Source organism: Pseudomonas frederiksbergensis (assembly GCF_003732705.1).
In the GTDB taxonomy this organism is placed as follows: domain Bacteria; phylum Pseudomonadota; class Gammaproteobacteria; order Pseudomonadales; family Pseudomonadaceae; genus Aquipseudomonas; species Aquipseudomonas frederiksbergensis_F.
The window spans coordinates 104,352-125,814 of record NZ_MOBR01000043.1 but is presented as its reverse complement, the minus strand read 5'-3'; the positions used below and the strand labels follow the sequence as shown (position 1 = coordinate 125,814).

Annotated in this window: 20 protein-coding genes; 7 read left to right on the top strand and 13 right to left on the bottom strand. The window is 60.8% G+C overall.

The annotated features are described in order from the left end of the window. Window positions 1-17 precede the first annotated feature (17 nt). Window positions 18-788, top strand: a complete 771-nt coding sequence (locus tag BK667_RS30730) for a substrate-binding domain-containing protein (RefSeq protein WP_123599835.1) — start codon at window positions 18-20, stop codon at window positions 786-788. On the opposite strand, the gene BK667_RS30725 is transcribed toward BK667_RS30730, so the two are convergent. Beyond that, window positions 778-1,692, bottom strand: a complete 915-nt coding sequence (locus BK667_RS30725; protein ID WP_123599834.1) for a LysR family transcriptional regulator — start codon at window positions 1,690-1,692, stop codon at window positions 778-780. The two genes, BK667_RS30730 and BK667_RS30725, sit on opposite strands and share 11 nt — an antisense overlap. 417 nt (window positions 1,693-2,109) lie before the next feature. Here BK667_RS30725 and BK667_RS30715 point away from each other — a divergent pair, with 417 nt between their 5' ends. Continuing rightward, window positions 2,110-3,921, top strand: a complete 1,812-nt coding sequence (locus tag BK667_RS30715) for a monovalent cation:proton antiporter-2 (CPA2) family protein (RefSeq protein WP_123511467.1) — start codon at window positions 2,110-2,112, stop codon at window positions 3,919-3,921. 241 nt (window positions 3,922-4,162) lie between these two features. Here BK667_RS30715 and hcnC read toward each other — a convergent pair whose 3' ends face one another. The 6 genes from hcnC to BK667_RS33760 form a co-directional block, all read right to left on the bottom strand. After that, window positions 4,163-5,422 (bottom strand): cyanide-forming glycine dehydrogenase subunit HcnC, encoded by a 1,260-nt coding sequence (gene hcnC / locus BK667_RS30705; protein WP_123599832.1) that lies wholly within the window; start codon window positions 5,420-5,422, stop codon window positions 4,163-4,165. Then, complete coding sequence (hcnB, locus tag BK667_RS30700; protein WP_123599831.1) at window positions 5,415-6,824, bottom strand: cyanide-forming glycine dehydrogenase subunit HcnB; 1,410 nt, start codon at window positions 6,822-6,824, stop codon at window positions 5,415-5,417. The genes hcnC and hcnB overlap by 8 nt, the downstream gene beginning before the upstream one ends. Then, window positions 6,821-7,135: a cyanide-forming glycine dehydrogenase subunit HcnA gene (gene hcnA / locus BK667_RS30695; protein WP_123599830.1), complete on the bottom strand. Its 315-nt coding sequence runs from the start codon at window positions 7,133-7,135 to the stop codon at window positions 6,821-6,823. Before hcnA ends, hcnB begins: the two co-directional genes overlap by 4 nt. A gap of 240 nt (window positions 7,136-7,375) precedes the next feature. Next, window positions 7,376-7,915: an FUSC family protein gene (locus tag BK667_RS30690; RefSeq protein ID WP_123511459.1), complete on the bottom strand. Its 540-nt coding sequence runs from the start codon at window positions 7,913-7,915 to the stop codon at window positions 7,376-7,378. A gap of 299 nt (window positions 7,916-8,214) precedes the next feature. Next, on the bottom strand, window positions 8,215-9,153 hold the full coding sequence (locus BK667_RS30685; protein ID WP_123511457.1) for a hypothetical protein: 939 nt from the start codon (window positions 9,151-9,153) through the stop codon (window positions 8,215-8,217). 210 nt (window positions 9,154-9,363) lie between these two features. Continuing rightward, complete coding sequence (locus tag BK667_RS33760; RefSeq protein WP_123599920.1) at window positions 9,364-9,666, bottom strand: YdcA family protein; 303 nt, start codon at window positions 9,664-9,666, stop codon at window positions 9,364-9,366. Window positions 9,667-9,866: 200 nt separating this feature from the next. Here BK667_RS33760 and BK667_RS30675 point away from each other — a divergent pair, with 200 nt between their 5' ends. Both BK667_RS30675 and BK667_RS30670 read left to right on the top strand, forming a co-directional pair. Further along, window positions 9,867-10,550, top strand: a complete 684-nt coding sequence (locus BK667_RS30675) for a response regulator transcription factor (RefSeq protein ID WP_123511455.1) — start codon at window positions 9,867-9,869, stop codon at window positions 10,548-10,550. After that, window positions 10,528-11,922 carry a sensor histidine kinase gene (locus BK667_RS30670; RefSeq protein ID WP_123511453.1) on the top strand — a complete coding sequence of 465 codons (1,395 nt, stop codon included), beginning with the start codon at window positions 10,528-10,530 and terminating at the stop codon, window positions 11,920-11,922. Before BK667_RS30675 ends, BK667_RS30670 begins: the two co-directional genes overlap by 23 nt. Before the next feature lie 257 nt (window positions 11,923-12,179). Here the strand turns inward: BK667_RS30670 and BK667_RS30660 are convergent, their stop codons facing one another. The 3 genes from BK667_RS30660 to BK667_RS30650 are packed head-to-tail and all read right to left on the bottom strand — an operon-like array spanning window position 12,180 to window position 14,429. Beyond that, on the bottom strand, window positions 12,180-12,590 hold the full coding sequence (locus BK667_RS30660; RefSeq protein WP_123511449.1) for an SRPBCC family protein: 411 nt from the start codon (window positions 12,588-12,590) through the stop codon (window positions 12,180-12,182). Between the two features lie 28 nt (window positions 12,591-12,618). Further along, the gene (locus BK667_RS30655) at window positions 12,619-13,416 is read right to left on the bottom strand and encodes an SDR family NAD(P)-dependent oxidoreductase (protein ID WP_123511447.1); all 798 of its coding nucleotides are present in this window, start codon (window positions 13,414-13,416) and stop codon (window positions 12,619-12,621) included. Continuing rightward, window positions 13,413-14,429, bottom strand: a complete 1,017-nt coding sequence (locus BK667_RS30650; protein WP_123599829.1) for an aldo/keto reductase — start codon at window positions 14,427-14,429, stop codon at window positions 13,413-13,415. The genes BK667_RS30655 and BK667_RS30650 overlap by 4 nt, the downstream gene beginning before the upstream one ends. 118 nt (window positions 14,430-14,547) lie before the next feature. Between BK667_RS30650 and BK667_RS30645 the strand changes: the two genes are divergently transcribed. After that, window positions 14,548-15,447: a LysR substrate-binding domain-containing protein gene (locus BK667_RS30645; RefSeq protein ID WP_123511443.1), complete on the top strand. Its 900-nt coding sequence runs from the start codon at window positions 14,548-14,550 to the stop codon at window positions 15,445-15,447. A gap of 118 nt (window positions 15,448-15,565) precedes the next feature. Here BK667_RS30645 and BK667_RS30640 read toward each other — a convergent pair whose 3' ends face one another. From BK667_RS30640 to BK667_RS30630, 3 genes are all read right to left on the bottom strand, one after another. Then, the gene (locus tag BK667_RS30640) at window positions 15,566-16,672 is read right to left on the bottom strand and encodes an NAD(P)/FAD-dependent oxidoreductase (protein WP_123599828.1); all 1,107 of its coding nucleotides are present in this window, start codon (window positions 16,670-16,672) and stop codon (window positions 15,566-15,568) included. A 16-nt stretch (window positions 16,673-16,688) separates the two neighbouring features. Then, window positions 16,689-17,993 carry an MFS transporter gene (locus BK667_RS30635; protein ID WP_123599827.1) on the bottom strand — a complete coding sequence of 435 codons (1,305 nt, stop codon included), beginning with the start codon at window positions 17,991-17,993 and terminating at the stop codon, window positions 16,689-16,691. Between the two features lie 269 nt (window positions 17,994-18,262). Next, window positions 18,263-19,045 carry an SDR family oxidoreductase gene (locus BK667_RS30630; RefSeq protein ID WP_123599826.1) on the bottom strand — a complete coding sequence of 261 codons (783 nt, stop codon included), beginning with the start codon at window positions 19,043-19,045 and terminating at the stop codon, window positions 18,263-18,265. Between the two features lie 811 nt (window positions 19,046-19,856). Between BK667_RS30630 and BK667_RS30625 the strand changes: the two genes are divergently transcribed. Then, entirely contained in the window at window positions 19,857-21,023 is a 1,167-nt protein-coding gene (locus tag BK667_RS30625; RefSeq protein WP_123599825.1) for an iron-containing alcohol dehydrogenase, read from the top strand. 13 nt (window positions 21,024-21,036) lie between these two features. Beyond that, window positions 21,037-21,351, top strand: a complete 315-nt coding sequence (locus BK667_RS30620; RefSeq protein WP_123599824.1) for an NIPSNAP family protein — start codon at window positions 21,037-21,039, stop codon at window positions 21,349-21,351. Window positions 21,352-21,463: the final 112 nt, after the last annotated feature.

Genomic DNA, 21,463 nt, shown 5'->3' with positions numbered 1-21,463 from the left:
ACTGCGAGACCTATTCGATGAAAAAGCTTTTCAACTATGCCGCGCTGGTTCTCATCGCGAGTTTGAGCACCTTCGCCCAGGCCGAAGAAATTCGCGTGATGACCTCCGGTGGCTTCACTGCGGCCTATAAAATCCTCGGCCCTGAATTCGCCGCAGCCACTGGCAACACCCTGAGCACCGCCCTCGGCCCGTCGATGGGCAAGGCGCCGGAAGCGATCCCCAATCGCTTGGCCAACGGTGAAAAAGCCGACGTGGTGATCATGGTCGGCTATGCCCTCGACGACCTGATCAAACAAGGCAAAGTAGACCCCGCTTCACGGGTGGAACTGGCGGATTCACGGATCGGCCTGGTGGTGCGCGAAGGCGCAACGAAACCCGACATCAGCTCGGTGGAGGGTTTGAAAAAGACCTTGCTTGGCGCGCAGTCGGTGGCCTACTCCGACAGCGCCAGCGGCGTGTACATCGAGCAGCAGTTGTTCAAGCGCTTGGGCATCGAAGACCAGCTCAAGCCGAAGTCGAAGATGATCCCGAAAATCCCCGTGGGCTCGGTGGTTGCCACGGGCGACTATCAACTGGGCTTCCAGCAGGTCAGCGAGTTGCTTCCGGTGCCTGGGGTGAGCTTCGTCGCGAAAATTCCCGAGTCGGTGCAGTCGGTGACGCGGTTCGCTGCGGGCATCCCGATAGGCGCGCAACACCCGGCCGAGGCCAGGGCGTTGCTGACTTACCTGGCCTCCCCGGCCGTTCAGCCACAGGTGCAAGCCACAGGGCTGGACTCGGTCAGCCGTTGACCGTCGGCGGCTGGACTTTCATTTCCACCACCAGCCGCTCCAGTTCCAGGGCTGCCGGGGTCAAGGTGCGACCCCGGCGCTTGATCAGCCCGACACTGCGCATCACTTGCGGATCGGTCAGTGGCACTCGGGTCAGAATCGGGTGATCTTGCGCCGGCATCGCCATCAACGGCACTGCCGCCACGCCCAGCCCGGCCTCCACCAACCCGATCATCGTCGTGACGTGACGGGTTTCGCAGATACTTGGCCGTTGCGGCACCACGCCGGCCAGCGCTTGATCCAGCAAGAAGCGATTACCCGAGGTCTTGTCGAGCGAGATGTAGTCCTGCTGGTAAAACTCATCCCAGGTCACGCTGCTACGCCCGGCCAACGGGTGATCGCGGCGACAGGCCACCACGTAACCTTCCTGCACCAAGGGTTCAAAGTCGACCTCGGCTTCGAGGGTGCCCATGAAACTCAGACCGAAATCCGCCTCGCCGTTGACCACAGCGCTGAGGACATCGTGAGCGCTGGAATCCAACACCTTGACCTTGATCCGAGGAAATTGCCGGTGATAGTGCGCGATCACTCGCGGCATGAAGTAGTACGCCGCCGACGGCACGCAGGCGACGGTGACATGGCCTAGTCGGGTCGAGGCGACTTCGCTGATGCCGAGCAACGCCACGTCCAGATCGTCGAGCAGGCGTTCGACGCTGGGAATGAAACCGCGTCCGGCCTGGGTCAGGCTGACTTTGCGGGTGGTGCGTTCGAAGAGTTTTACACCGAGGGCGTCTTCGAGCTTTTCGATGCGCCGGCTCAGGGCGGGCTGGGAGATGCGCACCGTGTCGGCGGCCTTGCGAAAGCTGCCCTGCTCGACCACGGCGCGAAAGGCTTGCAGATCGTTCAGGTCGAAATTGATGGCCATCGGGCGCGCTCGTGGGACGGGTGATTGATCAGCTTATCCTATGAGTGTAACCAATTGATGCTAAATGTAACTAACTGCCAGTCCGCGTTCGCGAGCAGGCTCGCCCCCACAGGGCTCTTTAGTGGATGCAGAACTTGGGTACAACCAAGATCCAATGTGGGGGCGAGCTTGCTCGCGAAGAGGCTATCTCATTCAACATCTCTGTTGCCTGACCCGGCGCTTTCGCGAGCAGGCTCGCTCCCACCGTAGATTTGTGTCGTACACCGATTTTGTATACGACATTGATCTCCCTGTGGGAGCGAGCCTGCTCGCGAAAGCGGTGTGTCAGGCAATCTCATTTCATCTGCCTGGCTGACGCACGCAGCCCCAGCCTTTATCCTTGTCACCCCCGCCGAACCGAGTCTATGGAGTTTCGCCATGCCCCATGAAGGCAACCTGTTGCAAGCCGCTGTCGTGTTTCTGTTCGCGGCGGTGCTCACCGTGCCTTTGGCCAAACGCCTGCAATTGGGCGCGGTGCTGGGTTATCTGTTTGCCGGTGTGATCATCGGACCGTCGGTGCTGGGATTGATCGGCAATCCGCAAAGCGTCAGCCATATCTCCGAACTGGGGGTGGTGTTGCTGCTGTTTATCATCGGTCTGGAGTTGTCACCGCGACGCTTGTGGGTGATGCGCAAATCGGTGTTCGGCGTTGGCCTTGCGCAAGTGCTGTTGACCGGTTCGGTGATTGGCGTGCTGGCGTTGTTTGTGTTCGGCCAGTCGCTGAACAGCGCAATTGTGCTGGGCCTGGGCCTGGCGTTGTCGTCCACCGCGTTTGGCCTGCAAAGCCTGGCGGAACGCAAGGAACTGACCAGCCCCCACGGGCGGTTGGCGTTCGCGATTCTGCTGTTCCAGGACATCGCCGCAATCCCGTTGATTGCCATGGTGCCGCTGCTGGCCGGCGGTGATCACACCACCAGCGCCGCCGAGGACTTGAACCACGGTTTGCGTGTCCTGGGCAGCATTGCCGTGGTGGTGATCGGCGGACGTTACCTGCTGCGACCCGTGTTCCGAGTGGTGGCCAAGACCGGCCTGCCGGAAGTCTCCACCGCCACCGCATTGCTGGTGGTAATCGGCACCGCGTGGCTGATGGACCTGGTCGGCGTGTCCATGGCGTTGGGCGCGTTCCTCGCCGGGTTGCTGCTGGCGGACTCCGAGTACCGTCACGAACTGGAAGCGCAGATCGAACCGTTCAAGGGTTTGCTGCTGGGGCTGTTCTTTATCAGCGTCGGCATGGGCGCCAACCTGAGTCTGCTGCTGAGCGCACCGATCACGGTGCTGGGGCTGACGTTGCTGCTGATCGCCATCAAGTTGCCGCTGCTGTTTGTCGTCGGGCGCCTGGCCGGTGGTTTGGGCAAGGTCAGCGCGATTCGCCTTGGTATCGTGCTCGCGGCCGGTGGTGAGTTTGCATTTGTGGTGTTCAAGATCGGCCGCGACCAAGGCTTGTTCGAACCGCGCCTGTACGACTTGCTGGTGCTGACGATTACCTTGTCCATGGCTGTCACGCCGCTGTTGCTGCTGCTGTGCGCGCGGCTGTATACGCCGAAAGTACAACCGGTGGTGGTGCCGGAAAAATTCCGCGATATCGACACTGACGCCCCACGTGTGGTGATCGCCGGCATGGGCCGGATGGGCCAGATCGTTGCGCGGATTTTGCGGGCACAGAACATCAAGTTCGTCGCGCTGGACACCTCGGTGGAAACCATCGAGCTGTCCCGCAGTTTCGGCGGTGTGCCGGTGTTCTACGGCGACCCGATGCGCCCGGAAATCCTCAGCGCGGCGAAGGTCGAGCAGGCGGAATACTTTGTGATTGCCACCGATGACCCGGACACCAACATCAAGACCGCCGAAGTGGTGCACCGCTTGTACCCGCACATCAAAATCATCGCCCGGGCACGCAACCGCCAGCACGTTCACCGGTTGGTGGACCTGGGCGCCGAAGCGATTCGGGAAACCTATTACTCCAGTCTTGAAATGAGCCGTCGTACGTTGGTGGGATTGGGGTTGACCCAGGCCCAGGCTGATGCGCGGATCAAACGCTTCAAACATCACGATGAACAGGTGCTGGAGGCGCAGCATGCGGTTTATGACGATGCGGCGAAAGTCTTGCAGACGGCGCAGGAAGCCCGGGCAGAACTGGCCAAGTTGTTTGAGGCGGATCAGCTGGAAGAGCAGGAATCGGGGAAGGTTTGATCCTGACCTGATCGTTCCCACGCTCCGCGTGGGAATGCCTCAAGGGACGCTCCGCGTTCCAGCTCTCGAAAGGGACGCGGAGCGTCCCGGGCTGCATTCCCACGCGGAGCGTGGGAACGATCAATACCTGAGTCAACCCCGATCAAATGTGGGAGCGAGCTTGCTCGCGATGGCGGAGAATCAGTCAGCATCATCGTTATCTGACCCACCGCTATCGCGAGCAAGCTCGCTCCCACAATGGTTACGCCATTTCCAGCGCCTTCACCTCTACCCCGGCCTTGACCTCAAACCGATCCGCCAAAAACGGGGTGATATCCAGCGGCAACGGTTCATTGTTCACCAGCTTATCCAGCAACACCCCGGTAATCGCCGACGTCAGGATGCCGGTACGGAAATGCCCGCAAGCATTCAGGTAGCCCTCCACCCCCTTCATCGGCCCAAGAATCGGCAACTCATCCGGCGATCCCGGACGCAACCCGGCCCAGGTGCGCTTGAGGTTGACGTCAGCCAGTTCTGGAATGCAACGCACCGCGCCTTGCACCAGCCCGGCGATTTCCGGGTAGGTGGTGGTGACGTCGAAGCCTTTGTCCTCGGTAGTGCTGCCGATCAGGATTTCGCCATTATCTTTCTGCGCCACGTAGCAATCGCTGGTGGTCAGGCAACCACGCAGGATCTTCGGCATGCGTTCGGTCAGCAGGATCTGGCCCTTCACCGGGTTCACCGGTATGCGAATGCCGGTCGCTTGTTCGCTCAGGTCTGCCGCCCAGGCACCCGCCGCGTTGATCAGGGTGTCGCAGTGAAACACTCCGGCCTCGGCGGTTTGTACGCCGGTGACCCGCGAACCGTGGTGCAGCACCCCGGTGACGTTGGTATTGAAGTACATGTCCACACCATTTTGCCGAGCGCCTTCAGTGTAAGCGTCGGCGAGGCGGAACGGGCTGACCTGGTGATCACAAAGAAACTCCAGCGCCCCCCTCGCCTCATGGCTGACACTCGGCTCGGCTACGCGCAATGCCGCTTGGTCGAGCCAGCGCACTTGATCGGCCAAGTGGGGAATACAGGCGACGATATGCTCGGCGTAGAGCCGGTCTTCGTCGTCATAGATCACGAACTTCAGCCCCGTCTTCTCGAACTTGAAATCCATTCCGTGGTTGTCCTGCAACTCCTTGTGCAGCGCCGGGTACATGGCGTTGGACTGCAAGGCGAAATCGAAGAACGACTGCGGCAGGATGTGCGGCGTGCTGGAGTCCACTACCACCGCCGAGCCGTGGGCTTCGCGCTTGCGATTGGCCGACATCATCCGAAAGAAAATCACCCCGCAGCCCAACCCCACCGACTCACCGATAGCCCACAAACCGCCAGCCGAGGCCCGGGTCGCATTGCCCGGGCGCTTGAAGTCGATCAGCGCCACCTTGAGGTTTTTGCGCTTGGACAATTGATAAGCGCAGGACGCCCCGATCACGCCACCACCGGCGATGACCACGTCATAGAACTTACTCATGATTGGCGGCCTCCGTGGCGGCATTGTGGAAAGCTGAAAACGGGATCGGATCAATGGGAAAGCGCGGGCGCAACCAGCCCACGTCCTGGCGCCCGGTGGCTTCACGCAGGCGATCGCTGCAATAGCCGACGCACATCCGCCCCTGACAGTCGCCCATGCTGACGCGGGTGCGCATTTTCAGGCTGGCCATGTCTTGCACGCCCTGCTCCAGCGCCCGGTCGATGTCGGCGCGGGTCGCGTGTTCGCAACGGCAGATCACCGTGTCGGCGGCGGGCAATGCAGTCTGCCCGGCGCCGCGTTCGGTGTAGCGATCGACTGCGGCCCGAAAGCGCACAATCGCTTTGAGTTTCGACAGGTAGCGGTCACGCCTGACCAGTGCCAGCTCCGTATCCAGTACATCCCGTTGCAACAGGATCGATAGCGCCGCGATCCGCCCGGCAAGCATCGCGGCTTCGCCACCGCGAATCCCGCCCATATCCCCAGCCAGGTGCACGTGGGGCTCGTTGCTTTGTTGCCAGATATCGGCGTTGGCCCGCAGGTAGCCGTCGTCGCTGAAGCCGTGGTTCAGGCCCATTTGCTGACTGAGTTGGGTGCGCGGGATAAAACCGTAGCCGACCGCCAGGGTCTGGGCGGTAATGGTTTGTACGCGGCTCAGGTCCGGCTCCCAGGTGCGGGAATACGGCGCCACGGTGACCGACTTCAACTCGCCATCGCCCTGGGCCTCAACCACGCCCCAGCCGTAATGCATGGGGATGCCGTGCAGTTTCAGGAACGCCAGCATGCTCAAGCCGTCGAGAAACAGCTGCGGTTTGTTCAACAGCGCCAGGCTTTCCCGGGCGATTTTGCCAAACGCGCAGGCCTCGTAAACTCCGGCGACAGTGACGCCAGAGGCGTGCAACTGACACGCCACCAGCGGCAGCAACGGGCCGGTGCCGGTAATGACCACCGGCCCCTGGGGCTTGACCACGCCGCTCTTGATTTGCAGCTGCAGCCCGCCCAGCAGGATCACGCCGGGCAAGGTCCAGCCCGGAAACGGTACGCTGCGTTCATGGCAGCCCGCCGCCAACAGCAGTTGCGGATATTCGATTTCGTGCAAGCGTTCATCAGCATCCAGCACCACCAGCGCGCGCGTACCTTCGGCACCGACCACGCGATGATTGAGTCGCACATCGATCAGCCCCGACTGCTCCTGAAACTCCCCGTGCAATCGACTCAGGATTTCGGAATAGCGCGGCCCCAGATAGTCGAGCTGAACGCCATCGCGCAACGGCCCGCGATAGACCACACCGCCGAGTCGCGAAGCTTCTTCCAGCAAGGTGCAGCGCACGCCATGCCGGGCCAGCTCAATGGCCGCGGCCATGCCCGCCGGCCCGCCACCGACGATCACCGGATGCAGGCTCATAAGACCTCCTGCTCGGCGATGCGATTGACCTGGGTTTCGACGATCATGCCGTCGCGCACAAGGGTCTGGCAGGCGCGACGCTTGTGCCGTCCGTTGATTTTCACCAGGCAGCATTGGCACACGCCCATGCCGCAATAGGCACCGCTGATTTGATCGTGATCGTTACGAGCGACCTGACGCAGGCCAAGGGATTGAATGACCGTAAGGACGGTTTCGCCGATCGCGGCGCTGACCGGTTGGCCATTGATTTGCACGGTCATATCCGCCCGAACCAGCGGCTGGATATCGAAAGGTCTGTCTAAGCGTTGCATTGCGATTCTTCCGTGAAAGATTCAAGTGGGTTCGTCAGCTCCATGCTGCACTAACCTTGCGGGCCAACTGGTACTCAACAATGAGGAGGTCTGCACGGGGTCTTCGGCAGCGCACGGGCGGCGCGCCGAAGCACTTTAGTCGATACCGCAGCGAGGGCTTCGAACTTTTAAGTTAAGCGATATTTCAGAATGAAATATTGATCCACGCCAGTGAAAGCCCCCCCGGCGCTACACCGTGCATCAGTTGGAAAAGACGAACTGGCCCTTGATTTTTTTCGGACCGATAAAACCCAGGTCCGGGAACAATAGCGTCTTCAAGTAAGCCACGAAAAACACCATGCCCAAGGTGATCGCGGCACCGATCAGCGTCGTCACCGGGTCCTCGGCAAAGTCTTTGAACAGTCGCGGGAATTGACTGAGAGAGAGGATGACGTAGACGGTGTAGAACTGGGCCAGATTCTTGTAAAAACCGTATGCGAACCACAGAGGAACCAGCCCGGCGAACAGGGTGAAAAACAGCGTCGCTTTCGGCCCGATCATCGAGCCCAGAAAGAACCCCGCCACAGCCCCGAGCACAGCTTGAGCGATGGTCAGCCCGAGCAGCGTCTTGATCTTGCCCTGATGCTGCGCGGTACGCGCCGGGTCCGAGTGCGAGCCGATCCAGTAAGCCAGCACCCGATCCTTGATCGCCCCGCCGGAGAACGTCTTGAACGTCTCGGTTTTCGAGCGCCCGGCATCGAGCATCGCCACGATTTGCCGTTTGATTTCCTTCTTATCCAACTCAATTCTCCCTGTTACAACACAACGTTAATGTGGGAGCGAGCCTGCTCGCGAAAGCAATGCAACATTCAACATTAATGCTGACTGACACACCGCTTTCGCGAGCAGGCTCGCTCCCACAGGTACAAATCGCGTTACATATTGCCCCAGAAAGCAAAACGCCGCTTCTACCAAAGGCAGAAGCGGCAGAGGCGTGAGCCTCAGAGGGATCAGTGCATGAACAGGGCGATCAAAATAATGATCGGGATTGGCACACCAAGAAAGAACAGAAGTAATGAGCGCATGATGATTCTCCCGGGTTAGCGAACAGGTGGCAGAGTGGTAGTGGTCACGTAGGCATCCGATTCCAGATACACCACGGCATCCCGACGACGACCGCCATAGGTGGCGGCAAGGCTGGCGAAGAACGCACCGGCCAGCAGCGCGATGAACATCCACAACGCGGTCCAGGCAGCGACTTTGGCGGCGGTGTCAGCGGCTTGTTGAGCGGCCACTTTGGCGTCGGCAATGGCTTTCTGGGTACGGGCGTAGACCTCATCCACACGACGCTCGGCATCAGCCTGAGTCAGGTTGGTGCGCTGGGCGACCATTTGCGCGAGGTAGGTCCGGTCGTCAGCGGACAAGCCGTTATTGCTCAGGCTGCGCGCAAAGATGCGAGTCACGGTGCCACGGGCGGCGTCATCGCTGACGGCGGCTGGACGATCGTCACGGAACAGGCTGTCGACGAAATAACCGTACTGGTCACTGTTGGTGTTGGCGGCGGCCGTGCCGGCAGCCGCAGTCATGGCCGTTGCAGCGCCACCGGCGACACTCGCCCCGGCCTGCACACCACCACTGACGATGCTGCTGACCGAGCCGACCACCAGGGTCGCGGTCACCAGGGTTGCTACGCACCAGGCCAGGAAGCCATGGGCCGTGTCACGGAAATAGACTTCATCGCCGTGCATGTTGGCCCACTTCACCCGCAAGCGACCGGCAATGTAACCGCCAAGCCCCGAAGCGACGATTTGCGTCACGGCCAGCCAGATAATCGTGGAAATGCCCAGGCCCTTGGCGCTGACGCCCTCGTTGGCCCACGGTGAGACAGCCGAAAAGCCCAGGCCGAAGCCGAGCAACACCAGAATCAGCGACAACGCCGCTGCGGCAGCAGCCCCGGCGAAGATCGCGCCCCAGGACACGCCCGAGAGCGTGCTTGATTCTTCTGCGGCAGGATAAAAACCCTCAGAGGATCTATTCATTATTGTTCAGCTCCAGGCATGAAAGATGGTGTTACAACTCTTCGAGGGAGGAATTGCAGGCACCGTGCCAGTCGCTGACTTTTAATAAATCGTTCTAAATCAATTGGTTAAAAATCCTAAATTTCCTAGGACCATGCATTTTGCAATAGCTGCTGAATATCAGCGGGTTTTATGCATTGAGCTCAATACGTCCGTTTGGCGTTCGCCGGGTTACTTGCGTTTGTAGCTTTTATTACCGCTTGGCGTCAGGCAATACGCGCCACCTCGAGGGCCGGTGCAAAACGAGCTGGTGCCGCATGCGCAACCGTCACTGTTCTGCAAAAACGACTGGGGCCGCGCCTGGTTTTGGCCGCCATACATCGCCGAACAGCTCTTCTTTGAAGCGCTGATTGAGCCGTCATTACATAGAAACAACTCGCCGTCGCAGCGATCAATGCCACCCTTCTTCCCTGAGCACGGGGTATTGCCGGCCCAGGTGGCGGAACTGATAACGCTCAGCAACAGTACAAACATCGGCATCCAGCCACGACGAATCAACGTACGCACGGTGCAGCTCCTCTCAAAATCATGGCCCGATGATATCAACCTTCCGCGCAAATAAACGCCGCACGCGCAAGGTTCCTGAACCAACATGAAAGTTAATTTAATAAGCCGCGCGCATTTCTTGGCAAAATGCCCTCATTCTGTAACGAACCGAATAGCAGGCCCGCCCTATGACCCGCATCTTGACCATCGAAGACGACGCCGTGACCGCCCGGGAGATTGTGGCTGAATTGAGCAGCCACGGTCTGGATGTGGATTGGGTCGACAATGGCCGTGAAGGCCTGGCGCGGGCCGTGAGCGGGGACTACGACCTGATCACCCTCGACCGCATGCTGCCGGAGCTCGATGGCCTGGCCATCGTCACCACGCTGCGGACCATGGGCGTGGTCACACCGATCCTGATGATCAGCGCCCTCTCCGACGTCGACGAGCGCGTGCGTGGCCTGCGTGCCGGCGGCGACGATTACCTGACCAAACCCTTCGCTACCGATGAAATGGCAGCGCGGGTGGAAGTGTTGCTGCGCCGCCAGAACACCGTCAGCGCCCAGGCCACCACGTTGCGGGTGGCGGATCTTGAGCTGAACCTGATCAGCCACGAAGCCAGCCGCGACGGTGAATTGCTGACACTGCTGCCCACCGAATACAAATTGCTGGAATTCCTGATGCGCAACACCGGGCAAATCCTTTCACGGATGATGATTTTCGAAGAGGTCTGGGGTTATCACTTCGACCCCGGCACCAACCTGATTGACGTGCACATCGGCCGCTTGCGCAAGAAGATCGACCCACCCGGCAACGTCCCACTGATCCGGACTGTGCGAGGCTCGGGGTATGTCATTGCTGAACCCTTCTAAAGGCTGGCGCTCTTCCAGCAGCCGTTTGCTGGCGCTTTACAGTTCACTGTTCGTGGCCTGGTCCGCGATCCTGATGGGGGTCATGTATTACGAGGTCTCCGGCTACCTGGACAACCTGGCCAAACATTCGCTGATGCAGCGCCAGCACCTGTTTTCGCGCTTCCAGGGCGAACAACTGGTGGACGCCCTCGCCGCCAGCATGACCTTCGACATCCGTGGCATCGACGCCTATGGCCTGTTCGACGCCCAGCATCGCTACCTCAGTGGCGCCCTGCGCGATATCCCGGCGGACCTGCCGCTGGATGGCCGCATTCACATGCTCGACAACTGCGCCGAGTCCGACGACCCGACCCTGCCCGCCGACAGCTGCGACGCCGTGGCCACCCCGACCCTCGACGGCCGCTGGTTGGTGCTGGTACGCGACAACGGTTCGTTGTTTGCCGTGACCCAGATCATCCTCCACGCATTGTTCTGGGGCGTGTCCCTGACCATCCTCCCCGGCATCGCCGGTTGGCATCTGTTGCGCCGCCGCCCGCTGCGGCGCATCCGCGCGATCCAGGCCAGCGCCGAAGCCATCGTCGCCGGTGACCTGACCCACCGTCTGCCGCTGTCCAACCGCCGCGACGAACTGGACATGCTCGCCGCCATCGTCAACGCCATGCTCGAACGCATCGAGCGCTTGATGAACGAAGTCAAAGGCGTGTGCGACAACATTGCCCATGACCTGCGCACCCCGCTGACCCGCCTGCGGGCGCAGCTATACCGGATCCAGCAACAGGCCGACGATGGTTCGCCGCTGTCGCAACAACTGGATTCGGTGCTGGCCGAGGCCGATACCTTGATGGCGCGGTTTCGTGGGTTGCTGCGGATTTCCGAGCTGGAGGATCGTCAGCGCCGTTCGGGTTTTGTGCAGCTTGATCCGGTGCCGTTGCTACGCGAGCTGCATGACTTTTACCTACCGCTGGCGGAAGAAGGCGAACTGGTTTTTCAGCTGCAACTGCCTGAGTCCTTACCGTCGCTGAATGGTGATCGGGCGTTGCTGTTCGAAGCGATTGCCAACCTGCTGAGCAACTCGATCAAATTCACCCCGCCCGGTGGCCAAGTGATCTTGCGCGGGGTTAATCAGGGCGGGCATACGCGGATCGAAGTACTCGACTCAGGGCCGGGGATTCCACCGTCTGAACGGGAAGCCGTGTTTCAGCGGTTTTATCGGGCTGAAGGTGGTAATCAACAGAGCGGGTTTGGCTTGGGGCTTTCGATTGTTGCGGCGATTGTCAGCCTGCACGGGTTTAGCCTGGACGTTGGCACCAGCGATAACGGTGGTGCGCGGTTGGCGCTGGATTGTCGGCAGAGCCTGATCCCGCAGACCTGACTCACTTGACCTGATCGTTCCCACGCGACCCGTGGGAATGCAGCCCGGGACGCTCCGCGTCCCTTTCCAGACCTGGAACGCGGAGCGTCCCTTGAGGCATTCCCACGCAGAGCGTGGGAACGATCATTGTGTATGGCACTGAACCAATGTGGGAGCGAGCCTGCTCGCGAATGCGGTGTGTCAGCCGACATCTTTATTGCCTGACACTCCGCTTTCGCGAGCAAGCCCGCCCCCACCGGGTTTTGTGGTGCTTTGGCTCAGGCTGGGTAGTTGGCCCGCAGGGCTTCGAGGCCGCCCTTGTAGATGCCGTCAAACAGCGCTTCCACTTCTTCATCGGTCACGCCTTTGGCGGTAAACCGACCGGACCAGGTCACTCGTGCGCCCTGTCCTTGGGCTTCTACGCGCAATGTCGCCAGGTAATCAGTCGCCGGGAACGGTGCCTGTTCAATCGAGTAGCTGTAGGTTTTCGCAGCATTGTCGAACGCTTGCAGACGCTCAATCACCGCCGCGCCATCTGCGGTTTGCAGGCTGCGCACGCGTCCGCCTTCACTCAATTCGCTTTTGACAATAAACGGCAGCCAATCCGGCAGCGAGTCGAAGCCGCCGATCAATTGCCACACGTCATCGGCCGAGGCCGGGATGTCGATAGATGCTGATGCAGTTGCCATGAATTAATTTCTCTCTATGAATTCAGGTTCAGATTGCCATGCTGTCGACGACGCCGCCATCCACCCGCAACGCCGCGCCGGTGGTGGCCGAGGACAGTGGCGAGGCGATGTAAGCCACCAGGTTGGCGACTTCTTCGACATCGGCAACACGCTGGATGATCGAGCTCGGGCGGGCCTTGCGCACGAAGGCGTCGGCTTCTTCCCGGGCGCTGCGGCCGGACTCGGCGGTGGCGTCCTTGAGCATCTGTTCCAAGCCGTCGGTGAAGGTCGGGCCGGGCAGGATCGCATTGACGGTGACGCCGGTGCCGGCCAGGCGTTTGGCCAAGCCATGGGACACCGCCAGGTTGGCGCTTTTGGTCACGCCATAGTTGATCATGTCGGCCGGGATCGCCACCCCGGATTCCGAGGACAGGAAGATCACCCGGCCCCAACCGTTCTTGACCATCTGCGGCGTGTAATGCCGGGACAGGCGCACGCCGGAGATCACGTTGACTTCATAGAAGCGCGTCCACTCGCTGTCCGGCGCGTCGAAGAAATCCACGTCGTCGAAGATCCCGAGGTTGTTCACCAGGATGTCCGCTTGCGGTTCGGCGGCGAACAACTGCTCGGCGCCTTCAGCGGTGCCGAGGTCGGCGGTCAGGCCCCGCAGTTGCGCACCCGGCACGCTGCCGCGAATGTCCGCCAACGCTTGCTCAACCTTGGCCGAGTCGCGGCCGATCACCACCACCGTGGCGCCGCACTCGGCCAACGCCTTGCTGATGCCCAGGCCAATGCCGGCGGTGCTGCCGCTGACGATGGCGAGTTTTCCAGTCAAATCGATTTTCATGCCACACCTCCTGGCAATGGAGCACGTTCGGAAATCAGCTTCGAGTCACGCAGTGCCTGCCAGAACGCCGCAGGAATCACCTCATTCAACGCCGCTACATCTTCAGCAATCCGGTCAGGACGGCTGGAACCGGGAATCACTGCCGCCACGGCCGGGTTGGCCAAGGAGAACTGCAACGCCGCCGCTTTGATGCTGACGCCATGGGCCGCCGCAATCTTTTTGATCTGCTCGACCTTATTGACGATCGCCGGGCTCGCCTTCTGGTATTCGAAGTGCGTACCGCCGGCCAGAATGCCCGAGCTGTAAGGGCCGCCAACGACGATTTCAACGTTCTGCGCCAAGGCTGAATCCATCAGGCGTTGCAAGGCACGATCATGGTCCAGCAGCGTGTAGCGACCGGCCAACAGAAAACCGTCGGGCTGGGCTTCGGTCAGATCCAGCGTCAATTCGCACGGCTCGACCTTGTTCACACCCAAACCCCAACCCTTGATCACGCCTTCTTCGCGCAAACGGGTCAGCACCTTGAACGCGCCGGTGCGGGCCTGGTTGAAGTATTCCAGCCATTGATCGCCGTAGAAGTCCTGGGCGATGTCGTGGATCCAGACGATGTCCAGGCGATCGGTTTGCAGGCGCGTGAGGCTGTCTTCGATCGAACGCATGGTCGCGTCGGCGCTGTAGTCATTGACGATTTTGTTCGGGCGGCCGTGTTCGAACACGCCGCTTTTTTCGCCCAGATCACGGGCGGCGGTGTCTTCGAGTTCATCGAGGATCACCCGGCCGACCTTGCTGCTGAGCACATAGTCGTCGCGGTTGTACTGGGCCAACGCGGCACCGAGGCGAATTTCCGACAGGCCCGAACCGTAAAACGGCGCGGTGTCGAAGTAACGCACGCCGGCATCCCAGGCAGCATGCACGGTGGCCATCGCCTCTTCTTCCGGGATGGCGCGGAACATATTGCCCAACGGGGCGGTGCCGAAACCCAGCGTGCCGGGCAGTTTGTCTTTCAAGCTCATGGATGATTCCTCTTGAGTGTCTTTGGCCAGCTCATGTGACCGTTGAGCAGATCCTAGATTGCGGGGATCGGACCGTCCAAGACATAATACGCAGCACTTGAGTCCCCAGAGGTCTGACATGATCGACATCCGCCAATTGCGCTACTTCGTCGCCGTCGCCGAGGAAGAACACGTCGGTCGCGCCGCCGAACGCCTGCACATTTCCCAGTCGCCCCTGAGCCGGCAGATCGCTCAGCTCGAAGAACGCCTGGGCCTGACCCTGTTCGAACGCAGCCAGCAACGTATCCGCCTGACCCGCGATGGCCAGACCTTCCTCGCCGAAACCCGTGCCTTGTTGACCCACGCCAATCGCCTGGAATCCCTGGGCAAGCGCCTCGGTCGTGGCGAAGAAGGCGGCTTGTGCATCGGCTACATCGAAAACGCCATGCATGCCGGTGTGCTGCCGAACGCCTTGCGCGTGCTGCGGGTGGACCGGCCGAACGTGCACGTTGCGCTGTACAACCTGGGTTCTGCCGAACAACTGGAAGGCCTGCGCCAGCGTAGTCTGGATATCGCCTTGGTGAGCGAGCCACCCGTCGCCGACGACCCGGACTTGCTCGGTTTTCAGGTGCTCGATGATCCGATGTTGTTGGCGTTGCCCGAGCAACATCCGTTGGCCCAACAGGCGCTATTGACCCCGGAAGATCTGGCCGATCAGGAATGGATCGGCGTACAACCTCGCCAGAACTGCGCGAGCCGCGAAGACTTTGTCAGCGCCTGCATCCGCGCCGGGTTTACCCCGGATATTCGCATGGAAGCTACCGAGCCGTTTACCGCGCTGGGGCTGGTGGCGTCGGGGTTGGGGATCGCGATGATCCAGAAAGGCTTGAGCCGCAATGCCCCGCCCGGGGTGGTGTTGCGGGAGGTGTCGTGGATTTCATTTACCACGCCACTGTGGGCGGCGTGGCATCGGATCAATTTGCGGCCGTTGGTGGAGACGTTCAGGAAAGTCCTGACCGAACCGGTTTCGTCGACATAACCGCAATGATCGTTCCCACGCGACCCGTGGGAATGCAGCCCGGGACGCTCCGCGTCCCTTCCCGGAGCTGGAACGCGGAGCGTCCCTTGAGGCATTCCCACGCAGAGCGTGGGAACGATCAGTCCAGTGTCCGGCTCACTATTCGGTCAGCCAACGCCAAACAACTGGTCAGCCCCGGCGATTCGATGCCGAACAGGTTCACCAACCCCGGCACCCCATGCTCCGCCGGACCACTGATGATGAAGTCAGCGGCCGGTTCCGTCGGGCCAGTGATCTTCGGCCGGATGCCGCTGTAGGCTGGCTGCAAGCTGTCATCCGGCAACCCCGGCCAGTAACGCCGGATCGCCTGATAAAACCCATCCGCCCGGTGCGGATCGACGCGGTAGTCGATGTGCTCGACCCATTCCACATCCGGCCCGAAGCGTGCCTGCCCGCCCAGATCCAGGGTCATGTGCACACCCAACCCGGCACTTTCCGGCGCGGGATAGACCAAGTGCCGAAACGACGCCCGACCGCTGAAGCTGAAGTAACTGCCCTTGCACAATCGTGCGGTTGGAATGTGCTGTGACGGCAAACCTTCGATGCCACGCGCCACCTCTGGCGCCGACAACCCGGCGCAATTGATCAACTCACGACAGCTCAACGTCATCGGTTGCGCCCCGCCCATTTGCAGTTCGAAACCCTGCTCAATGCAACGCGCCGCCAGCAGCGGCGTATGAAACACAATCGACGCACCCGAGGCTTCGGCGTCCGCTTGCAGCGCCAGCATCAACCCATGGGAATCGACAATGCCGGTGGACGGCGACCACAGCGCGGCGACGCAGGACAATTCAGGCTCTAGCGATTGCGCCTGAGCGGCATCAAGCCATTGCAAGTCATCAACCCCATTACGCAAACCTTGCTCCAGCAACCGTTGCAACGCTGCTCGTTGATCATCATCGGTCGCCACAATCAGCTTGCCCAACCGCCGGTAATCCACGCCACGCTCATCGCAAAAGGCATACAAGCGCTGCTTGCCCTCGACACACAGCTGCGCCTTGAGGCTGCCGCTCGGGTAATAAATTCCGGCGTGGATCACCTCGGAATTGCGCGAGCTGATGCCCACGCCAATGCCCTCGCCCGCCTCGACCACAATCACTTCGCGCCCGCTCAAGGCCAATGCTCTGGCCACCGCCAGCCCAACCACACCGGCCCCGACCACCACGCATTCAATATCGACGCTCACCTGCCCTCCGCTCATTTCAAGCCAGACCCCGTTCCCGATAATCGATCAGGCTGGAGAAAATCGCCAGCAGCAGGGCCATGACCACGAAGAAGATCAGCACCAGGAAGTACGAACCGGTGAACTGCACGATCAAGCCAATCAGGATCGGCACGATCACCCCGGCCATGTTGCCGCAGAAATTCATGGTGCCGGCCAGCACACCGGTTTTCGAAGTGCCGCCGAGGATCGACGGAATGCACCAGTACATGCCGCACCAGCGAATGAAAAACATCGCCACGCACAGCAGGCCAATCGCTTTGCTCGCCTCGTTCGCGTAGGCCACCGCCAGCATGCACAACGCCGCCACCAGCGCCGAACCGCTGAACATGCTGCGCATCACCAGATTGGGCGAGGCGCCGCTGGATTTCCATTTGTCGCCCAGATAACCGCCCACCAGTTCGCCGACAAAACCGCACATGAAGATCAGGAAGGTCGCGCCGCCCATGCTCGAAATGTTCAGGCCGTGGGTCTGGTGCAGGTAGCTCGGCATCCAGGTCAGCAAGCCGTAGAACACGCTGAGGATGCAGCTGTAACCGGCGAACATCGCCAGCACCGAGCGGTCCTTGAGCAGTTCTTTCAGGGCGATGCTGGTGACCGCGCCGGGTTGGCTGGTTTTGCGATTGCCTTCGGTGATGTGCGCCAGTTCCGCAGCGTTGACGCCGGGGTGTTCGCTGGGGTGGTTGCGGATGTATTTCCAGGCCAGCACACCGGCGAGCATGGTGCCGATGCCGGCGATGACGAAAGCGATGCGCCACGAATCGAACCAGCCGATCAGGCCGGCAATGATAATCGCGCCAAACGCACTGCCCAACGGCGCGCCGCCATCCACCAGCACCGCGCCGCGTCCGCGTTCGTTGGGGGTCAGCCAGGCGCCGTTGAGTTTGGCGCCGGCGGGCATGATCGGCGATTCGGCAATGCCCAGGCCCATGCGCGTGATCAACAGGATGATCCAGTTGTGCGCACCGGCGGCCAATGCCTGGAACGCGCCCCAGGCGACGGTTGCGATGACGATGACGCGGCGGGTCTGGAAGCGATCCAGCAGCATGCCGCCGGGAATCTGCATCAACGCGTAGGACCAGAAAAACGCGCTGAGCATCAGACCTTCCAGCGCTGGCGGGATCTGGAATTCGCTGGAAATCAGCGGCAACGCCACCGACAGCGAAGCGCGGTCGATGTAGTTGATTGCGGTCAGCAGCAACATGATCAGGAAGATTCGCCAGCGCACGCTGGTGGGACGCTCAGCGGCGGCCAGGGACAGTGTTTCGGCACTCGGATTGTTCATGAGGGGCGCTCTTTATTGTTGTGGATGCAAGCGGCCCAATCCCATCAACAACACACACCTCTGTAGGAGCAAGGCTTGCCCGCGATGACGGTGTGTCGGAAACGATGATGTCGACTGACACACCGCCATCGCGGGCAAGCCTTGCTCCTACAGGTATGCGTGTTGTCTGAAAGGGCATTGGGCAAGCAGCCCAACTCTAATCACGCGCCCGAACGATGAATAATGAGGGGATCTGATTGGGGGATCACCAAACGTCATCCCCCGAAAAATCAGAACGTGCCGGGGTAGCTGCCGCCATCCAGCAACAGATTTTGCCCGGTAAGGAACCCGGCCTGGGCGCTGCAAATAAACGCGCAATAGGCGCCGAACTCGTCGGGCTGGCCGAACCGCTGGGCCGGCACGTGTTTGCGCCGCTGTTCGCTGATGCTCTCGACGCTGGTGCCGTTGGCGTCGGCGGCAGCGCTCAGGGTTTTGTGCAGGCGCTCGGTTTCGAACGGTCCAGGCAGCAGATTGTTGATGGTCACGTTGTTGCCGGCCAGCTGCGATTGACGCGCGAGCCCGGCGATAAAACCGGTGAGGCCACTGCGGGCGCCGTTGGACAGCCCCAGCACATCGATCGGCGCCTTCACCGCGCCGGAGGTGATGTTGACGATGCGCCCAAACCCGCGCTCGGCCATGCCATCGACGCAGGCCTTGATCAGCTCGATAGGCGTGAGCATGTTGGCGTCCAGCGCCTTGAGCCAGTCTTCGCGCTGCCAGTCGCGGAAGTCACCCGGTGGCGGGCCGCCGGCGTTATTGATCAGGATGTCCACCTGCGGACACGACGCCAGCACCTGCTCGCGCACCGCTGGCTCGCTGATGTCCCCGGCCACGGTACGCACTTCGACGCCGAGGTTACGCAACTCTGCGGCAGCGATTTGCAAGGTGTCGTCGCCGCGAGCGTTGATCACCAGGTTGACGCCCTCTTTCGCCAAGGCTCGCGCACAGCCCAGGCCCAAGCCTTTGCTGGCGGCACAGACGATGGCCCAACGGCCTGATATGGCTAAATCCATGATGAGTTTCCTGTGGGTTGTGAAATGAGGATGACTGCGTGGGTGGTGCCTCTGGTCGATGCGGCAGGCTTTAGAACCACCCCTCACCCCAACCCTCTCCCCAGTGGGGAGAGGGGGAAAGGGGGCATATCTTCATGCTAATCGAACCTGAGTTCGACTCGATATTTCAGGTCGATGTATCTCAGCTATTCAACTCGGTCAGTCCCCTCGCCCCTCTGGGGAGAGGGGGAAAGGGGGCAGATCTTCATGCTAATCGAACCTGAGTTCGACTCGATATTTCAGGTCGATGTATCTCAGCTATTCAACTCGGTCAGTTCCCTCGCCCCTCTGGGGAGAGGGGGAAAGGGGGCAGATCTTCATGCTAATCGACCTGAGTTCGACTCGATATTTCAGGTCGATGTATCTCAGCTATTCAACTCGGTCAGTCCCCTCTCCCCAGTGGGGAGAGGGGGAAAGGGGGCAGATCTTCATGCTAATCGAACCTGAGTTCGACTCGATATTTCAGGTCGATGTATCTCAGCTATTCAACTCGGTCAGTTCCCTCGCCCCTCTGGGGAGAGGGGGCAGATCTTCGTGCTAATCGAACCTGAGTTCGACTCGATATTTCAGGTCGATGTATCTCAGCTATTCAACTCGGTCAGTCCCCTCGCCCCTCTGGGGAGAGGGTTAGGGTGAGGGGCTGGATCTTGCAGCCAACACAGCCCCACCGACAAGTGATGACAAACAGTCATCACCGGATCAGACCTTTTCATTATCAGCCGCCCGCCCCGCTATTTACTGTCTCCAGACCAATAAGAAACCGGAGACACCCATGAACCCGTTCCAGTTTTATTTCCCCACGACCTTGAAGAGCGGCAACGGCCTGGTGCGTCAGGCCGGTGCATTGCTCAAGCCCCACGTTCGAAAAAAACTGCTGGTGGTCACCGATCAGGGGTTGATCGCGTCCGGGGTGATGGAGAGCTTTTTCGCGTCGTTGGCCGAAAACGCCATCGACTATGAAGTGTTCGCCGGCGTCGAGCCCAACCCCACCACCGACGTGCTGGAACGCGCCGTGGCGTTCCTGAAAAACCACGATTGCGACGCGGTGATCGGCGTCGGTGGCGGCAGCAGCATCGACACCGCCAAGGGTGTGGCGGCCATGGCCACCAACCCCGGCAACATCCTCGACTACGAAGGCTACGACAAACTGCTGCACCCACCGCTGCCGATTTTCGCCATCCCGACCACCTCCGGCACCGGCAGCGAATGCACCGCCTCCACGGTGTTCACCAACACGAAGACGCTGTTCAAAACCGTGATCATCAGCCCGGCGCTGTTTCCGAAACTGGCGATTCTCGACGCCGAACTGACCCTCAAACTGCCGCCGTCGATTACCGCCGCCACGGGCATGGACGCCTTGACCCATGCCATCGAATCCTACGTGTCGAAGCAGGCCAACCCGGTCAGCCAGGCCCTGGCGCTACAAGCGATCAAGATGATCTGCACCCATTTGCCGAAGGCGTTTTTCACCGGCTCGGACCTGCATGCCCGCGAGCAAATGCTGCTCGCTTCGTTCCTCGCCGGGGTCGCCTTCGCCCAGTCGAAACTCGGCAACGTGCATGCGATCTCCCACACCTTCGGCGGCGTGTTCAACATCCCCCACGGCATTGCCAACGCGACGCTGCTGCCCTACGTCATCGAATACAACCTGGCGGCCTGCCCGGAGCTGTTCCGCGAGATCGCCATCGCCATGGGCGAAGACGCCGATGGCCTGAACGCTGCCAGCGCAGGGCACAAAGTGGTGGAGCACGTGATGGCGCTGAACCAGGCCATCGGCATCCCCGCCAACATCAAGGACCTGGGCGTGAACCTCGACTACATGCCGCAGATGGTCAGCGACTCGATGCGCAGCGGCAACGTGCTGGTCAACCCACGCCTGACCACCGCCGCCGACATCGAACGGATCATCAGCAACGCCTACCACGGCACTCATTCTTAAAGAGACGAATCCCATGTTCTACGAAATGCGCACCTACACGATTCAAATCGGAAAAATGCAGACCTATCTCAAACACTTCGAAGAGAACGGCCTGCCGGTGATCTCCCGCTACGCGACGCTGGTGGGCTGGTGGTACACGGAAATCGGCGAGCTTAATCAGGTGATTCATATCTGGGCCTACCCGAGCCTTGATGAGCGGATCACCAAGCGTGCGGCGTTGTATCAGGACCCGGACTGGCTCGAAGGCTTTGTGCCGATAGCCTTCCCGATGCTGGAAAAAATGGAATCGAAACTGCTGATCGCGGCGGATTTCTCACCGATCAAATAAACCCCAAACGCCACCGCCCTTGTAGGAGCAAGGCTTGCCCGCGATGACGGAGTGTCAGTCAACATCATCGTTGCTGACACACCGCCATCGCGGGCAAGCCTTGCTCCTACAG

What these genes read in the sequence shown, in the direction of transcription:
- BK667_RS30730 (WP_123599835.1), top strand. Translation starts at nt 18, where the DNA reads ATGAAAAAGCTTTTCAACTATGCCGCGCTGGTTCTCATCGCGAGTTTG.
- BK667_RS30725 (WP_123599834.1), bottom strand. Translation starts at nt 1,692, where the DNA reads ATGGCCATCAATTTCGACCTGAACGATCTGCAAGCCTTTCGCGCCGTG.
- BK667_RS30715 (WP_123511467.1), top strand. Translation starts at nt 2,110, where the DNA reads ATGCCCCATGAAGGCAACCTGTTGCAAGCCGCTGTCGTGTTTCTGTTC.
- hcnC (WP_123599832.1), bottom strand. Translation starts at nt 5,422, where the DNA reads ATGAGTAAGTTCTATGACGTGGTCATCGCCGGTGGTGGCGTGATCGGG.
- hcnB (WP_123599831.1), bottom strand. Translation starts at nt 6,824, where the DNA reads ATGAGCCTGCATCCGGTGATCGTCGGTGGCGGGCCGGCGGGCATGGCC.
- hcnA (WP_123599830.1), bottom strand. Translation starts at nt 7,135, where the DNA reads ATGCAACGCTTAGACAGACCTTTCGATATCCAGCCGCTGGTTCGGGCG.
- BK667_RS30685 (WP_123511457.1), bottom strand. Translation starts at nt 9,153, where the DNA reads ATGAATAGATCCTCTGAGGGTTTTTATCCTGCCGCAGAAGAATCAAGC.
- BK667_RS33760 (WP_123599920.1), bottom strand. Translation starts at nt 9,666, where the DNA reads ATGTTTGTACTGTTGCTGAGCGTTATCAGTTCCGCCACCTGGGCCGGC.
- BK667_RS30675 (WP_123511455.1), top strand. Translation starts at nt 9,867, where the DNA reads ATGACCCGCATCTTGACCATCGAAGACGACGCCGTGACCGCCCGGGAG.
- BK667_RS30670 (WP_123511453.1), top strand. Translation starts at nt 10,528, where the DNA reads ATGTCATTGCTGAACCCTTCTAAAGGCTGGCGCTCTTCCAGCAGCCGT.
- BK667_RS30660 (WP_123511449.1), bottom strand. Translation starts at nt 12,590, where the DNA reads ATGGCAACTGCATCAGCATCTATCGACATCCCGGCCTCGGCCGATGAC.
- BK667_RS30655 (WP_123511447.1), bottom strand. Translation starts at nt 13,416, where the DNA reads ATGAAAATCGATTTGACTGGAAAACTCGCCATCGTCAGCGGCAGCACC.
- BK667_RS30650 (WP_123599829.1), bottom strand. Translation starts at nt 14,429, where the DNA reads ATGAGCTTGAAAGACAAACTGCCCGGCACGCTGGGTTTCGGCACCGCC.
- BK667_RS30645 (WP_123511443.1), top strand. Translation starts at nt 14,548, where the DNA reads ATGATCGACATCCGCCAATTGCGCTACTTCGTCGCCGTCGCCGAGGAA.
- BK667_RS30635 (WP_123599827.1), bottom strand. Translation starts at nt 17,993, where the DNA reads ATGAACAATCCGAGTGCCGAAACACTGTCCCTGGCCGCCGCTGAGCGT.
- BK667_RS30630 (WP_123599826.1), bottom strand. Translation starts at nt 19,045, where the DNA reads ATGGATTTAGCCATATCAGGCCGTTGGGCCATCGTCTGTGCCGCCAGC.
- BK667_RS30625 (WP_123599825.1), top strand. Translation starts at nt 19,857, where the DNA reads ATGAACCCGTTCCAGTTTTATTTCCCCACGACCTTGAAGAGCGGCAAC.
- BK667_RS30620 (WP_123599824.1), top strand. Translation starts at nt 21,037, where the DNA reads ATGTTCTACGAAATGCGCACCTACACGATTCAAATCGGAAAAATGCAG.